15 protein-coding genes are annotated in these 15,807 nt (G+C 45.6%); 4 read left to right on the forward strand and 11 right to left on the reverse strand.

Features of this window, described 5'->3' with window-relative positions; all coding sequences use genetic code 11:
• Positions 1-140: 140 nt before the first annotated feature.
• The 5 genes from L5M28_RS18285 to L5M28_RS18305 all read right to left on the reverse strand — a co-directional run bounded on the left by L5M28_RS18285 (position 141) and on the right by L5M28_RS18305 (position 4,855).
• Positions 141-602 (reverse strand): alpha/beta hydrolase, encoded by a 462-nt coding sequence (locus L5M28_RS18285; protein ID WP_263204121.1) that lies wholly within the window; start codon positions 600-602, stop codon positions 141-143.
• 259 nt (positions 603-861) lie between these two features.
• Positions 862-2,349 carry a DUF3300 domain-containing protein gene (locus tag L5M28_RS18290; protein WP_263204122.1) on the reverse strand — a complete coding sequence of 496 codons (1,488 nt, stop codon included), beginning with the start codon at positions 2,347-2,349 and terminating at the stop codon, positions 862-864.
• A gap of 148 nt (positions 2,350-2,497) precedes the next feature.
• Positions 2,498-3,862, reverse strand: a complete 1,365-nt coding sequence (locus L5M28_RS18295) for an ATP-binding protein (RefSeq protein WP_105250673.1) — start codon at positions 3,860-3,862, stop codon at positions 2,498-2,500.
• On the reverse strand, positions 3,855-4,550 hold the full coding sequence (locus tag L5M28_RS18300; RefSeq protein WP_105250672.1) for a response regulator transcription factor: 696 nt from the start codon (positions 4,548-4,550) through the stop codon (positions 3,855-3,857). The genes L5M28_RS18295 and L5M28_RS18300 overlap by 8 nt, the downstream gene beginning before the upstream one ends.
• A gap of 2 nt (positions 4,551-4,552) precedes the next feature.
• Positions 4,553-4,855, reverse strand: coding sequence for a PepSY domain-containing protein (locus L5M28_RS18305; RefSeq protein ID WP_263204123.1), 303 nt, complete (start codon positions 4,853-4,855; stop codon positions 4,553-4,555).
• A 367-nt stretch (positions 4,856-5,222) separates the two neighbouring features.
• On the opposite strand from L5M28_RS18305, the gene L5M28_RS18310 reads away from it, so the two are divergent.
• Entirely contained in the window at positions 5,223-6,167 is a 945-nt protein-coding gene (locus tag L5M28_RS18310; protein ID WP_263204124.1) for a choice-of-anchor H family protein, read from the forward strand.
• Between the two features lie 80 nt (positions 6,168-6,247).
• Positions 6,248-6,721 (forward strand): peroxiredoxin, encoded by a 474-nt coding sequence (locus L5M28_RS18315; protein ID WP_113940228.1) that lies wholly within the window; start codon positions 6,248-6,250, stop codon positions 6,719-6,721.
• A gap of 71 nt (positions 6,722-6,792) precedes the next feature.
• Here L5M28_RS18315 and L5M28_RS18320 read toward each other — a convergent pair whose 3' ends face one another.
• The 3 genes from L5M28_RS18320 to L5M28_RS18330 all read right to left on the reverse strand — a co-directional run bounded on the left by L5M28_RS18320 (position 6,793) and on the right by L5M28_RS18330 (position 9,242).
• Positions 6,793-7,182 carry a YgiW/YdeI family stress tolerance OB fold protein gene (locus L5M28_RS18320; protein ID WP_113940229.1) on the reverse strand — a complete coding sequence of 130 codons (390 nt, stop codon included), beginning with the start codon at positions 7,180-7,182 and terminating at the stop codon, positions 6,793-6,795.
• A gap of 154 nt (positions 7,183-7,336) precedes the next feature.
• Complete coding sequence (locus L5M28_RS18325; RefSeq protein WP_263204125.1) at positions 7,337-8,602, reverse strand: sensor histidine kinase; 1,266 nt, start codon at positions 8,600-8,602, stop codon at positions 7,337-7,339.
• On the reverse strand, positions 8,574-9,242 hold the full coding sequence (locus tag L5M28_RS18330; protein WP_131525518.1) for a response regulator transcription factor: 669 nt from the start codon (positions 9,240-9,242) through the stop codon (positions 8,574-8,576). Before L5M28_RS18330 ends, L5M28_RS18325 begins: the two co-directional genes overlap by 29 nt.
• A gap of 86 nt (positions 9,243-9,328) precedes the next feature.
• On the opposite strand from L5M28_RS18330, the gene L5M28_RS18335 reads away from it, so the two are divergent.
• Positions 9,329-10,621, forward strand: a complete 1,293-nt coding sequence (locus L5M28_RS18335; RefSeq protein WP_263204126.1) for a DUF5666 domain-containing protein — start codon at positions 9,329-9,331, stop codon at positions 10,619-10,621.
• A gap of 37 nt (positions 10,622-10,658) precedes the next feature.
• On the opposite strand, the gene L5M28_RS18340 is transcribed toward L5M28_RS18335, so the two are convergent.
• The 3 genes from L5M28_RS18340 to ompR all read right to left on the reverse strand — a co-directional run bounded on the left by L5M28_RS18340 (position 10,659) and on the right by ompR (position 14,842).
• A complete protein-coding gene (locus L5M28_RS18340; protein WP_263204127.1) occupies positions 10,659-12,629 on the reverse strand; it encodes a methyl-accepting chemotaxis protein in 1,971 nt (656 codons plus the stop codon).
• A gap of 128 nt (positions 12,630-12,757) precedes the next feature.
• Positions 12,758-14,074 carry a two-component system sensor histidine kinase EnvZ gene (gene envZ / locus L5M28_RS18345; protein WP_263204128.1) on the reverse strand — a complete coding sequence of 439 codons (1,317 nt, stop codon included), beginning with the start codon at positions 14,072-14,074 and terminating at the stop codon, positions 12,758-12,760.
• Between the two features lie 42 nt (positions 14,075-14,116).
• The gene (gene ompR, locus L5M28_RS18350; protein ID WP_006079507.1) at positions 14,117-14,842 is read right to left on the reverse strand and encodes a two-component system response regulator OmpR; all 726 of its coding nucleotides are present in this window, start codon (positions 14,840-14,842) and stop codon (positions 14,117-14,119) included.
• Positions 14,843-15,236: 394 nt separating this feature from the next.
• Between ompR and greB the strand changes: the two genes are divergently transcribed.
• Positions 15,237-15,740 (forward strand): transcription elongation factor GreB, encoded by a 504-nt coding sequence (gene greB / locus L5M28_RS18355; RefSeq protein ID WP_006079584.1) that lies wholly within the window; start codon positions 15,237-15,239, stop codon positions 15,738-15,740.
• The last annotated feature ends 67 nt before the right edge of the window (positions 15,741-15,807 follow it).

The raw sequence follows: 15,807 nt of genomic DNA on the forward strand, positions 1-15,807 counted from the left end.
TTAACGATTAACCAACCAGCAAGTTGCTAAGACACTTGATTTGATGATGAGACAGTCAGACTGATCTACTAAAAACCTTACGAAAACACAGGCTCTGATGAAGCCGCAGGGATGATAAGGACAGTAGAAGCAAATATCCATCAGGGCCAGAGGAATCCCTCAATAAGAGGCCGAATATATGGGTGCAATGAACTCTTCTCAAAATTGATATCGAATGTCTTGCAAACCGGATGGGTCCATATATGTTTTGGCAACAAGTGTTTGATCGTTTTAGTGCCATCGTGTTCAGGCAGAATGTGTCCATTCTCTGAAAATCGTGCTGGGGATGCTGGCGCGACTAAAATAGCTGCAGCTACCCGCTGTGGGTGACGAGCAATTGCCAAGCTTGTCGCTAAACAGCCAAAACTGTGGGCGAGGATCAGGATTTCACCTTCGATTTGATCGATTGCGCGGCAAATGGTATTGGCCCAGATATGAATCTTAGGCTCCAATAGTGGTAAGTTATTGACCCATATAGCTGATTCATATTTTTGTGCAATCCAACTTTGCCAATGTAAAGGGCCGCTACCACCAAACCCTGGCACAATTAATAAGGTTGCCATATTTCATCCTCCAAGATGTGAGTTTATAAGAGAGCCAAATGACGACCGGATGAAGCCAGTTTGACTCGCACTCTGACTATATCTACAAATTTGGTTATTAAAATTGTTATTTGTAGTTCATTTTGGAATATGAGATATATTTAGGATATTAACTCTGGAGGAAGTTGCCTTTGTGAGGTGATGTTACAGATAAATAATCCATAAAAATGCCCAGTAAGAGGGTGAGTCTTCTGGGCACTCGTTTTCAGTTTATATCTTGTTATTCCCTATGACGGCGTTCTTGATTTTGAGTTGATCGACCTTGGTTATGTTCTACCGAGCGAGCGGTTTGCGCATTTTGGCGTGGCTCACTTTGTCTCACTCTCACTTCTTCGTGTTGTCTAGGCGCCGCTTGTCTTGGTTGTTCAATCCGTTGTGGCTCTGTACGTCTTGTTTCAGGTCGTGGCGTCATAGTTCTTGGTTTTTCTTGCCTTTGAGACTGTGCCCTTTGTTGTTCGATATTACGCGGCTGTGACTCCCGAGTTTGATATTGCCTTTGCTGAGACTCCTTCGATGGCATTGGTTTTGACTCCACGGGTCTTGATTGCGCGTCATTACGCTCCTTGTGAGTCGGCGTTTGTACCATAGTCGCGGATCGACGTTCCTTTAACTCGGCTTGCGTTTTCTGATAACTCGGTGTGTGGTTATCACGTTCACGGCTGACGTTGTGATAGTCTTTATTATCACGACTTTTATTGCCCTGATTACTCATATTACCCAGATTACTATGGGTATCTTGGCGTTCTTTAGACTTCGAATATTGGCTATTGAAGTGCTGTTTACTGCCGCTTGAGTGTGAATCTCTGCCGCGATATTTATCATCACGGTAATAGCGTTGTTTCACCACTGGATTGTGATAACTCACGCCGCGTCTATGTTCGGGTTTATGTTTCCAAGGTTGTGCGCCATGGCTAACACTGTATCTTTCCCGTGGGCGATATCGGTGTGAATGGCGATAGTCGATCACCACCACTTTATGGTTGTGCCAGTGGAACGAACTGAAGAAGTAGTTAAAGGAAATATGGATGCCCGGTGACCAGTAGAAATGGTTATGACTCGGACGATAGGGATAGCCAGCATAGCCGCCAAATTCCCAATATACAGGTGGATAAGCCACACCCCAACGCCATGTGCCGTAAACCACGCGTGGATCGTAATAGGGGACGTAGACGATTTCTCGCTTAGCGGGTTCTATGATGATCTGATTGTTGGCGCGGGTAATTGCCATGTTATCCATGTCCGCTAAGCTATTCGCTTTATCAGCCTGTTGTCTAAGGGACTGAATGCTGTTCATCACTTGGCCTTCATCTTCTAAGAAGGCTTCACCGAGTCTTTGAGTCCATTCGAGATCTTCACTCATTTTTTGCAGCAGAGTCGGGAAGGCCAGCAAGGCTTTGACGCTCGGGTCCCAGTCCTGATCTTCGGCTTGCGACATAATTTGGTCGATCGATGATTTGGGGCGTTGGGTTAACCAACGCTGTGCCTGCACTATTTCGAGTGGATAAGTTGAGGCAATAAGTATGTGGGTCAATAAGCTATCGGGATACAGGGCAATAGGCGCCAGCATTTGTTCGAGTTCGGCTTGGCTTGCCGCTGTGCTCGATCCTTGGCTCGCAGATATGCCCGCAGCCTGTGCTGTGGTAGTGAAAGGTAAGGCCACTAATGCCGCCGTTAACACTAGCCAATTCCATCGATGTAGTCTGTTCATGGTTTGCTCCAATAATCCTGTTCGAGGATGTTATGGGCATATTAGGCGTGTGAATATGAACATAAGCTGAAAGTGTTTTGCGGTTAAATATTTATTTATAGCCAAGTTTTAAGAGAAGTAATAAATCTATCGCATTGAAAATAAAGACTTAAACTGAGTGTGCAAAGCTGATGCTAAATTTGGCACCACCTAAGGTTTCTGAACGAGACACAGAAATTCTGCCGTTATAGCTGTCGACTAAATCGCGCACGATAGCAAGCCCAATACCATTACCTTGAAGGTAGGAGTCTGCGCGAATACCACGTTCAAAGATTTGATTTTGCAGGGCTTCACTGATCCCTGGGCCATCATCTTCGATACAGATTAGCAGTTGATAGGCATCGCCTGTGACCGTTAATGTCACCGTAGACTTCGCGGCTTTACAGGCGTTGTCGAGTAAATTGCCTAGAATTTCAGTCAGATCTGCTTCATCCCCCTTGAATACTGCGTGTTCTACCATCTCGCCGCTGAGATTGATTTGTGGCTCTCGATAAATTTTAGCTAATGTGCGTAATAACTTAGCGGCGACTTCATCGACACGAATACCTAAATGCCACGAGGCCGCCGCTGCGGTTTGGGCGCGTTTTAGCTGGTGGCCAATGATCCGGCTGATCACTGATACTTGCTCACTAGAGGATTCGCTTAAGTCGGCCTGACTCTTGATCACCGCCAGTGGTGTTTTGAGGCTATGGGCTAGGTCGGCCAAGGCATTACGATAGCGTTTTCGTTGGGTTTGTTCGGTATTGAGCAAAATATTGAGCTGCCGAGCAACCGCTTGTAATTCAGTGGGGTATTGGCTACTTAGCTGCATCGACTTACCTTGCTCGACGGAATGTAGCTCTTGGGTAAAGCGTGCTAAAGGCCGCAACGTCCACAGTAACCAACTCAATTGAAACACTAACATGACTAACATTAAGATCAGCAGCCAAGTCCAAAGCTGTTGATTAAACTGATCAATTTGCTGCTGAAATTCTCGCTCATCTTTAATGATGTGGATTGTCACTGGCACGTTTTGATTTTGGCTGGCAAAACTGACACTAAAGCTATAAATCAAATGGAGTTGATCGGCGAGCTCAATTTGCTCAAATGCGCTTTGACCCGTGGCTGGGATGGTAAAATGTGGCGGTGGCGTAATCCCCATAAAAGATTGCGAATGCCACACTATATCTTGTTTGCCGCTGGCGTCTTCAGTGGTTGCAATGGCATACAGCCCTGATTGAATGAGGTTAAAACGATTCTCTAACACTAACTCTGGGATGGAGATTTGTTTGTTTTCGACTTCAGTCACCGCGAGAATCGAATAGACATAGGCACTGAGTTCATTCTTGGTTGCGCTTTTAACTTGTTCAGTAAAGGCATCGTTTAAGGCAACGCCGATCAAAGGTAATAACACTAAGATAAATAATAGCGCGCTGGCAACTAAGCGTGCTTTTAGGGAGTTCAACACTTGCCACGCCATGGCGCGTTTACTCATCGGCTGCTTGCCCGGACGTTAACGCTTTTAGGCGATAACCTTGGCCGCGCAGAGTTTCAATTAAGTTGTATTGATTATCTGGGTCGAGTTTTTTGCGTAACCGGCGGATAAAGACTTCGATGACGTTAGAATCTAAATCAAAATCCTGATCGTAGATGTGCTCTGTGAGGACGGTTTTTGATTTGACTTCGCCTTGATGCAACATAAAAAATTCGAATAACTTGTATTCAGAGCCGCTGAGGTTAACCAGTTCTTCGCCTTTACGTACTTCTAGACTGCTGGTGTTAAGGCTAAAGGGGCCGTTGTAGATCAGGGGGCTGGCCTTACCGGCGGAGCGACGGATCAGGGCTTTTAGTCGTGCGATGAGTTCTTGGGGATGGAAAGGTTTCGTCAGATAGTCGTCGGCACCGGCATCGAGTCCTTCAACCTTATCTTGCCAACTGTCCCTTGCGGTTAAAATCAGGATAGGAAAGTCGCGTTTTTGTTCACGCACGCTACGGATCAAGGCGATACCATCGAGTTTAGGTAAACCTACATCGATAATTGCTGCATCATAGTTGTATTCGAGCGCTTGAAATAAGCCTTCTTCACCATCACTCGCCACATCGATACTGTAATGGGCATCGAGCAGATGTTGCTTTAAGTTAGTCTGTAGTTCTATATCATCTTCAACTAGTAACAATCGCATCGTTAGTTCCTTGAGACTCGGCCCGTTGCGGCATCTACTGAAACAGAAAATACTTGGCCATCATTATTGAGGATTTTAATACGATATCCTGATCCGCTGGATTGTACGCTCAATACTTTGCCTTGAAATTGTCGTTGCGCCATTGCCACCGCTTGATCAGGGCTATTGACCGCTAGACGGCGCTGCTCATTCTTCGCACCTTGGTTACGAGGCTGATTACGATCATCATGTCTATCATTACCTGCTATGCTACCAAAGGAGGCTGATAAGCAAGTGATTAGGGCCAAGGTCAAACCAAGTTTCATATCGGGTACCCGCAATGTTCAGCGATCTTAAGTTAATGAGTGAGATGGATAACTTATCGAGTCGACTAAGAATACCTCATCACCTTAACAAACACATAGAGATCAGCCAATTGGTTGGCACAATTCCTTCAAAATTAACTCTGACAGTTATTTTGTTATTCGTGACAGAACTGAAGTTCTGTTGGCGAGTCTATCTCTATGCTCGCGCTTGTATCGTTTAAGTTTTGTGAGTGTTACCCATTCCAGATGAACTCGGGCTGAACGTATCTTCTGGCTGAGAACAGTGAGCGTTGATGTTCAGCTTATGTTCACCTTCATTGCACTTTAATAGCTCCAATTTGAACGGGTTATCCATAGGATATTCAAGATGAACACACTCAATAAGCAAGATATGGCAGCCACAGTTAATGTTAAGCTGTTTATGGCAACGGCTATTGCTGCGCTGTTTTTAGCGTCATCTGTCGCTAGCGCTCAGCCCCGCGAACTGGAGTCATCGCAAAGCTTAACGCCATTTACTGCAGCCAGCGTTGGCATTGCTAAAAAAGCAGAAAATAGCGAGCAAGCTGCCGAGCAGGAACAACAAGCCTTAGCTTTGTTACAACAAGCCGCGCCCGCAAAAAATGTCACTGACGTCGCCGCTGCGGCCGTGAAATCCTTGGCGCCAGCCTTATCATCCAAAGCGCCGACGGCAAACCGAGTGCAACTTATGGGCGCCTCGCCGATGACGCGTGAGCAAGTAACAGCGAAACATGCGAGCCAAGGGATTCCGAGTTCGAGCGCGACCAGTGAAGATCCCTACCGCGCACCTGTGTATCACAGCTTTTCGATTTTTGATGTCAGCAGTCGTTTGTTTGAAGACTTTGATTACGATGGGTTTTATCAAACGTTTAGCGTGACCTTCGACGTTGATGTCAATGGTGCATATCTTAATGAAAGAGCTGATTTATTTGCCGAGCTTTATCTCAGTCGTGATGGTGGCCCTTGGGTGCATTATTACACCACAGACGTATTTACCATTTACGGCGATTCGACACAGGACGATTACGAAGTATTGACCACGCTCTACACGGGTTATGCGACGGATCACTATGATGTGTTGATTGATGTGTATGAAGTGGGTTACAGCGATATTGTTGCGACCATTAGCGCCGATGAGACCGATAGTTTGTATGCGCTGCCATTGGAGAGTAGCGATCGAGACAGAGAGCCCGACATTATCGTTGTTGAGGAAAGTGGCGGCGCCTTCTCAGTATTAGGTTTGTTATGTCTTAGTTTGTGTACGGGGCTGCGGTTGAATCGAACTCGAGCCTAATCGCCCTTATTTCTCTCGGTGTTTATCTGCGGTAAATAGGGCTAGTATGGATGAGTTATTTTAACTAAATGGAGAAAGACATGATTGCTCAAGGTCAAACATTACCTGCTGCCACATTAGGTCAACTGACTAAAGATGGCATGGTGAATCACCAAGTTACCGAATTGTTCGCGGGTAAAAAAGTCGTATTGTTTGCAGTGCCAGGTGCTTTTACTCCAACGTGTTCAGAAGCGCATTTACCTGGCTATGTGGTATTAGCCGATCAATTTAAAGCGAAAGGCGTGGATTTGATTGCCTGTGTTGCTGTGAACGATGCCTTTGTGATGAAAGCGTGGGGCGAAGCACAAAATGCCTCTGAATTAATGATGTTAGCCGATGGCGATGCCAGCTTTACTAAAGCCTTAGGTTTGGAGATGGATACTGCCGGTTTTGGTGGCGTGCGTTCACAACGTTACGCCATGATCATCGATAATGGTGTAGTGACTCTACTGAATGTAGAAGAGCCAAAGGCTTTTGAAGCCAGTAAAGCTGAAGTTGTTTTGGCTGCTATCTAAGCGTATTTAAGACATGACGTTTGGATGTGACCAAAGCCAGCCATTCATTGGCTGGCTTTAACTAAATCAATTTATTGTACGATTTGAATGTTGTCTGCATCTATGGTCACTTCAGACCAATCTTTATCCACTTCACCACGAATAATGACCTGAGTCTCAGGTGTTACTGTGTTGCCGCGCCATAAATCATCATCAATTTCGACCTTAATATCACCCGTAGCGTCACGGAAAATATAATCATCGTGTCCAATGGAAGAAATGATATGGCCCGTTAACTCAATTTGGGCGTCATCACTGGCATTGAGCGCGCTCACTACATCATGAATCACTTGTCTTGCGCTCGGTCCTTGGAAGCCGCCCTGTATTTGAGGCTCACCCGTTGTAGGTTGAAAGCCTGCTTGGCTGGCCATAGTCGTGAATGAAAGTGCCATTGCGAAAACGGTAAGAGTCATTTTATTCATCTGTTTGTCCTTTCTATGGTTTTATGTAACTCAGCCTCAATGGCTATTACAGTGTTGCGAGCATAGTGCCAAGACAAGCGTGAAGCGGTTGTGAAGATTGGGTTTGCAACTCAGAATTTGCTAAAACGAGGTCATTTATTCAAGCTAACTTCAGTTAATGGGTATTATCTATAAACTGAACATAAGCCTGATAGCTAGCACCATCGTTTTGGGTTGAAAATGCCCAGCCCATTCGCTCGCAAATACGTTCAATAATAATTAATCCGCAGCCATAGCCTGAAGTATCAGTACTTTGAGTACTTAGTGGATTCAGTATCCATAATTGGTTGCTTTGCATCGTAATTTCAATGTTTCCGGCACTGTAATTGAAAGCATTTTTAATTAAATTACCTATCACTATGTCAATAAAGCTCAGTGGCGCCTTGATGCTCAAGCAATCTTTAAGCGTTAAGCTGTAGGTGATTTCTTGCTTGGCAAAGTGCTGTGCCATCTCAGCTAAAATGTGTTCAAGGCGTGGTGCTAAATCAATTTGGCTGTAGTGCTGGGATTCAATGTCTTCTTTTCCGAGAAGTAAAAAGGCCTCGGTGAGCGTTTTCATTTGATGCCCTGCGTAATCAATACGTGTAATGGCTTTTTTGACCATTAATTGTTGAGCCTCGGTTGCCGCATTGGGGATTTTTTTGAGCAATTCTACTGAACCTTGGATCACCATAATGGGCGTGCGTAGCTCATGGGAGGCAAAACGGCTAAATTCTTGTTCCCGAGTGAAGTAGGCGGCAATTTTAGCTTTGTTGCTTAATAGGGTTTGCTCAATCTGGCGGGTTTCACGGTATGAAGTACTCGGTGTTGATGTCGGTCTTTTGGGTGATAGTTGATTGATTTTATTTTCAATCTCAGCGAGTGGACTGGATAGCAGACGTACAAAATACAATCCATACGCCATGATAAACAGGAGCAAACCGATCCCCATAATAGAGATCAAAATGTGCATTCTATCTTCATAGCTATCAAGGAAATCGTCCGCGTCATCCTTATAAACCACATACAACAGCCCTTGCCCAGAAGGATGAGCGGATATCAAAAAATGTTTATCTTCGTCACCCAGTTGGTGTTCGTAAAATCCGGTATTTTGATAAGGTTGCAGCCAAGCTGGTACAAACTCTTTGCTCCAATATGTTTTCAATTCATTGATATCGGGGAGCTGTGCTTTATCACCAAACCTTTGATAATTCTTTAGATATTCGCGAGTCTCTGTGGCCAGCGTTTGCTCGAGGCTAATCTTCTCAATTTGTTCTTCGGCGATATAAATGAGGCTCCAAAAAATGGCAAACATCAAGCTAGTTAATACTAAAAAAGTGAGGCGGATTTTTTTATATAAACTCGGAAAATGCTCAGGGGATAAGTCGGTAACCTTGGCCATGGATAGTCTCTAATTTTGAGTCTGAAAAACCTTTATCGAGTGCACTGCGTAAGCTGTATATGTGGCTGCGAAGTGAGTCACTCGAAGGAGCATCATCTCCCCATACTGTATCTACCAATTGCTCTTTACTCACGATAGCGGGCGCATGTTTTAGTAACAGTGAAAGAATGGTGCGCTGAATTTTACTGAGCTTAATTTCTTTACCAGCACGGGTAACTTGATGGGTTTGCAAATTTAAACTGATATCACTGAAGCGCAAAATACCCACATCTAAACGTGGGCCACGATTATGCAGTGAATGTAGTCGTAAGCATAATTCTTCCATCGCGAAAGGTTTATTTAAAAAATCATCCCCACCTGATGTAAAAGAATCAATTTTATCCTGCAGACTATCTTTGGCGGTTAAAAATATAATCGGTGTATTACAATAAATTTCTTCACGCAGTTTTTTGACCGTATTAATACCGTCTAATTTTGGCATCATAATATCCATTATGATGACATCGTAATGGTTTTGTTGAATTAAATTGATTGCACTTTCCCCGTGATATGCACAGTCGGCAATAATCCCCTCTAGGGTTAAATAATCCATGATTGTTTCAATAACATCATGATTATCATCAACAATTAATACTTTCATAGGTTAATTCATTTCTTCACATTTGCTTGACGATCTTCATACTAAGATGCCCAGCACTGATTTAACAAGACATAATAGGGAAGAAAATGAATAAACTCTTAGTCTGTATTACGGCCATTTTGCTGGCAGGTTGCGGTGGTAATGATTCATCAACAGATACCTCTAAACCCGATCCTATCGTTCCACAACCTACGTTACCCGCAAAAATCAACGGTACAGTAACAAATATTGCTTCTGACAATAATTCGATTACTGTCAACGGATATAGCGTAAATATCGCTAATGCTAAGATTCACTATGGTCAACAGCCGTTAGAGGTTAATGCCATTCAAATGGGGATGAGGGTCAAAATTGATAGTGAAGGCCAACAGGCTAAAAATGTCATATTAGATCCAAGCCTTGTGGGTGAAATCAGTTCCGTTAATCAAAATACTATTGCCGTTAATGGGATTAATTTAGTCGTTAAACCAGCGGACGCGACCCAGTATAAAGTAGGCGATTGGGTGGCGGTAAATGGTTATCCAACGGTAATGGGAGAATGGCAGGTTAATTCTTTAAACCTTATCCCCAATTTTGCGTTTGCTGAAATCGAGGGACGTGTCTCTGGATTAAATAAGACTGCGCAACAATTCAATATCGGTTCGGCAGTGATTAATTATGCCAACGCACGTTTAGAAGGCAGCTTACAGGAAGGCGCATGGGTTGAAGTGGAAGGCCAGCAAAGTGGTGCTTCATTTTTGGCCTCTGAAGTCGAGGTGGAAGATACGGCGTCTTTTAACGATATGGAGCTAGAAGGGACTATTACTTGGGTCAACCAAGATAAAACGCAGTTTGAGCTTAATGCCCGTACTCGACTCTATGTCACTACAAATACTCAATTTGAAGATGGCAAGCAAGCTAACTTGGTTGAAGGCAAGTTAGTCGATGTAGATATTCAATCAATGCCGCAGGGTTTATGGGCCAGAGAAGTTGAATTTGAAACATCACATGATAATGGTGGAATACCTCCAACCTTAGGTAAAAAGTTCGAGCTAGAAGGTCTGGCGACACTGACTACCAATAATCAGCTACAAATTAATGGATTTACATTTGATATTGATGCCAGAACTCAATTCGATGACGGTTTAACCTTAGCGACACTTGACCAAAAATGGATTCAAATAGAAGGAGTTGAACTCGCAGACAACCAGTGGTTAGTGAAAGAAGTTGACCTTGAAGTGCGAAGCAATGAGCTTGATTTGTCGGGTTTAGTGATGCAAAAGACCTTGTGGGGCTATCAAGCGACTGATGCTTCATTAACGCCATTTGAAGGCAAATGGGTTGATGTCGAATGTCAGTTCGATGGCTCTAATATCCATAATTGCCGAATCGACGATTAAACACAAATAGAAAAATTAAGTGAATAAACGTGCGGTTTTAGGCCGCACGGTTTATTTGGCTTTGCCCAATCCCCAAGCTGGTTTCAATATCTTCTACACTCTGCTGTACTTCTTGGGCGATGACCTCACTCTGCTGTGAACTGGTTTGCGCTTGTTCTTTTAAACTATCCATAGTGCGAACAAATTCATCGAGATAATCGACTTGCTCTTTGGCATTTAGCGAGCCTTTTTTGGCGGTATTAGCCATTTCACTTGCTTGATTTTGCACTGTTTGCGCCACTTGCCATAGGCTTTGAGCGCGCTGTTTTTGGCTGCTTGTCGCCTCTGCTATGCCATCGACACTCTCACTGAGAGCATGATTCGATTGGGTCAGTTGCTGCAGAATCTTCACGATTTCGTTTAAGGACACTTGGGTGCGCTGACTTAAATTTCGCACTTCATCGGCCACCACGGCAAAGCCGCGACCTTGCTCGCCAGCCCGCGCAGCTTCGATGGCAGCATTAAGGGCGAGTAAGTTAGTTTGCTCGGCAATATTGCCAATCACATCAATGATTTTCGATACATCCGTCACTGAGTTATTTAGGCTTTCAAGGGACGAATGGCACAGACCGACCGCGGTTTGTGTTTGCTCGGTCGCGCTCAATACCGCCTCGGCTTGTGCTTGACTCGACTGCATTTGGCGCATGGTTTCGGCGGCGCTGTCTTCCACAAGTGCCGAAGTGTGGCTCACCTCATTGGCGAGGCTGCGGATATGCTCGGTCTGTGTTTGCGTATCGGCCACAATCGTTTGGGTGTGCTCTGTGTGTTGTGATAGCTGAGTAATGCGCGCCACCAGTTGGCTTAATGATTGAGAAACCTTAGTGATTTGCTGGCGCTGTGCCTCGTCTTCCTGTTCAAACCTGTGCAGTAACTGGTTGAAATGACCTGCTATTTGGCCCGTCTCGCAGCGACGATTAATGTCTAAACGCTCGCGGCTGTTCGATTCGCTTAATTTCATAAAAGCTTGGTTGAGACGTTTTAGCGGTTTGACGACGCGATTTTGCTGCAGGATTAAATAACCAATCGCAAACAAGGCCATGATGGAAACCATAGTGTAGAGGATTAGCTGTAACTCATATTTCAGCTGCTGGTTCTTTGCAGCCTGAGCCTCACCTAAACCAATAAGCTGTTGTTCCACATTGCTAATCGCATGAATGAGTTGATCTTGCATCTCTTGGTTGGTTTGCAGCAATTGGTGCGTATTGGCGACTTCTTTGTTATATCGATTGGCGAGACTGAGCAGTTCACTGCGGTCACTCTCGCCTATTTCAATTTGTTCCGGTTCGCTGGCACCGAGTGCAAATTCATCGGCTTCTTGCTGTTCATATACGCCGATTAACGGCAGTGCGCTGAGGGCGTCGTGCCACGTATTAAGCTCTTTGCTGGTGCTGTCTAAAATGCCCTTGAGTTGCTGATTTTTGCCGATCAGATAGCCATCGGTCAGCTGGGAAAGTTGGTAGACGATAGAAGGTAAATCGCGGCTCAATTGCAGATATTGTTCGGCGACCGCCGCATTTGTGGCTAAGCCTTTATCGGCATAGCTGCCCAGACGACGGTTGTAGTCGAGCATTTCAGATTCGGCGTGGGCCAGCAGTTGCCTAGGGTTGCCAGCGAGTTTACCCGCTGCGCGGTACTTGGTATCTAAATCTTGAATGAAGCTACTTAGACTTGCTTGCAAGTCATTATCGGTAGCGCCCATGGTGGCGAGATTAAGCTCTGTGAGCTGGTTCTTAATGGCGCTGAGTTTAGTTTTAGCTTGTTCAAGTTGGCTAGAGTTGCCGCTGGCGAGATAGCCGTCGAGATCGCGGCGTACGCCGACGAGAAAATCCTGCTGAATAGCTTGTAATGTAAGTGTTTGCTGCTCAATTTGTTGCCGCTGATCACTGCTCCACAGCACTACGGCTGCTAGCAATCCCGCGAGCAATAACAACAGGGCAGAAGCAGAAAGCGACAGCGTTGAAATTTTCATTTTGCAATCTTCATAATGGTCAGAGCCAGTAACTGTGCTGAGTTTATGAATTTAAGGTGACATTAATATGACAAGTAGCCACTTGGATGTCAGCGTTGTCATTTGATTTGCAAATATGTGATCTCGCGTTATTCCAGCGGCAGCCACACTTGGGCTCTTAAACCGCCTTCGGCGCGGTTGGAGAGGGTAATTTGCCCTTGGTGTCTATCAATAATCCGTTTGATAATGGCGAGGCCTAGGCCCGAACCAACACTACCACGGGCGATATCACCTTGGGTAAAAGGTTGAAATAGTTTGGTAATTTGCGACTCATCGATCCCTGGTCCATTATCTTCAACACTAAAACCGATACGCTTGCCATCGAACTGCGAGCTAATGCGGATCCAGCCAGAACCATAGCGAAAGGCATTTTCGACTAAGTTGCTCAGTACCCGTTTAATGGCAATCGCTTGAAATTGTGCTTCGGGGCAGTCAATTAACTGCACTTCAATTTCACCAGCGCGATTGGCTTCTGCTTGAGCGACATCTTGAATAAGTTTATTGATTTGGCCTAGCTCACGGCTGGTTTCCTGATCTTGGCGAATATACGCAATAAACTGGCTGATGATGGCGTCCATATCTTCGATATCATTGACTATGCCATCTTTAAGATATTGATCTTCCTCTACCATCATCTCAGAGGCGAGGCGAATACGGGTGAGCGGCGTGCGCAAGTCGTGGGAGATCCCCGCCATCAATAGCGCTCTGTCCTGCTCCAGTTGCTTCATGCTGTTCGCCATCTGGTTGAAAGCATTGGTAACTTCGACAATTTCACTCGAACCTTTTAGCGGCAAGGGATCGGGAAATTCACCGCGGGAGACTGAAATCGCGGCTTTTTGTAGTCGCCTAAGTGGGCGGTTTTGCTGGCGAGCAAACCACCATCCCCCAGCGACACTAAGTGCGCCAATCACCATTAAATAAAGGGTGAGTGGCGAAAGATCTGAAACATTTTGGCCGATAAGTGGCACTTTTATCCAAATCGAGGGCGCTTGTGGTGGACGGATCCAAATCTGTAATACGCTGCCATGGGTGACGCGCACTTCGGCGTCGCCGCCGAGATATTCCGACATCTGCGATGACCAGAAACCATAGTAAGTGGCTTGCTCAATACCCGCTTCATGCGCTTGCTGTTGATTGTAGATTTTCATGCCATCGTCGTGGACTTTGGCATTAAGGGCATCGACTATGGTTAAGTGTTCGCGGCCAATATCTATGCCATCGACAAACAGCAATTTGACTTGGCGAGCGATTAACTGATTGATTTGTTGGTAACTTGGCTTAAGTACATAGACGGCGACCGTGACGTAAGACACCAGCTGATTGATCAGTAATAGGCAACCAATCAGCATCACGGTTTGACTAAATGCGCTGCGAGGAACAAACCGCCACCAAAACTTAGGTTTCATCGTGGGCTCAATAACCGCAGGAGACTAAGATGGCAGCGCGGCTCATCGACGCGCGGCACCATCGGGTACAAATACATAACCTAAACCCCAAACCGTTTGAATGTAGCGAGGATTCGCGGGATCTTTTTCGATTAAGCGGCGCAGACGTGACACTTGCACGTCGATGGAGCGTTCTAGCGCCGAATAATCGCGGCCACGGGCGAGGTTCATCAACTTATCCCGAGACAAGGGCTCGCGTGGATGGGTGACGAGCACTTTAAGTACGGCAAACTCACCGCTAGTGAGTGCGATGGATTCGTCGCCGTGGTACATCTCACGGGTCGCTAAATCCAGCGAGAACTCACCGAAGCTAATCTGTGCTTCCTGCTGGGCTGGCGCACCGGGCACATCTTGGGTTTGGCGACGCATCACGGCTTTGATCCGCGCAAGTAATTCCCGTGGATTGAAAGGTTTTGGTAGATAATCGTCAGCGCCCAACTCTAAACCAATAATGCGGTCGACTTCATCGCCCTTGGCCGTCAGCATCACGATAGGAATAGGGTTACCTTGCTGGCGCAGCCTGCGACAGATAGACAGGCCATCTTCACCGGGCAACATCAAGTCGAGCACGAGTAAATGGAAGTTTTCGCGTTCTAATAGGCGGTCCATCTGCTCGGCATTGGCCGCGCTGCGCACCTGATAACCTTGCTCCATCAGGTAACGCTCGAGTAACGCTCGCAGGCGCATATCATCATCGACGACGAGGATTTTCGAGGTTTCTTGTCCCATGGGATGTCCTTTAATTGCTCAGATTGGTGCTTATTCTACTGACGAGAAACAGTTAAGATTAACCAACTGGCTGAAATTGAAAACGAATCTGCCTAATATAGCCGCATTCAACCAAGGCGACTAGCTCACCTTAGTAACTTGAATGCGATAAATGCTGACATTGATTGCCCAATGTTAATACTAAGCAAATGAAATTGCATGGGAATACTCGCGTTTATTCACGCTATAGCTGAAATTGTAACTAAATTGGCATAAGCAAAAGAGGTGATTTAAAAGCCATTATGCACAGAGATGATTTAGTGAGTTAACTTTAGCGTCCAGTCTGAGTATCATCAGTCCAATATATTATCCCGCATCAATTGTGGTCGTTTAATCCAACGATTGAGTAATGAGTATGAAAGCGCATTTGATCACCCGTCAGGGGTGGCAAACTTTAGATAAAGAATTGAAGTATTTGTGGAAGGAATATCGGCCGCAAATCACCCTTAAAGTCCAAGAGGCGGCGGCGCAGGGCGACCGTAGTGAAAACGCTGATTACACTTACAACAAGCGTTTGTTAAGACAAATTGACGGCCGAGTCAGGTACTTAGTTAAGCGGCTGGAAGAGTTAAAAATCGTCGATTACTCACCGCAGCAGGAAGGTAAAATATTCTTCGGCGCTTGGTTTGAGCTTGAAAATGAAGCGGGTGATCGCGTGCGTTATCGGATCGTCGGTAAAGATGAACTCGATACCAAATTGGGCTACATCACCATCGACTCGCCCATGGCGCGTGCCTTAATCGGCAAGCAAGTGGACGATGAGGTGGTAGTGCAAACGCCATCGGGTCCAAAAGAGTGGTATATCAATCAGATCCGTTACACTCCTTTTGAAACCACTCTCGCCAGCGAGGCAGATTAGCGACAGGGTTGCCGCCGTGACAACCGCTGCGGTCACCATGGCATAACGGGGAAAGATCAAAGACTCT

It is taken from the genome of Shewanella sp. SW32 (genome assembly GCF_025653365.1).
GTDB lineage: Bacteria > Pseudomonadota > Gammaproteobacteria > Enterobacterales > Shewanellaceae > Shewanella > Shewanella oncorhynchi.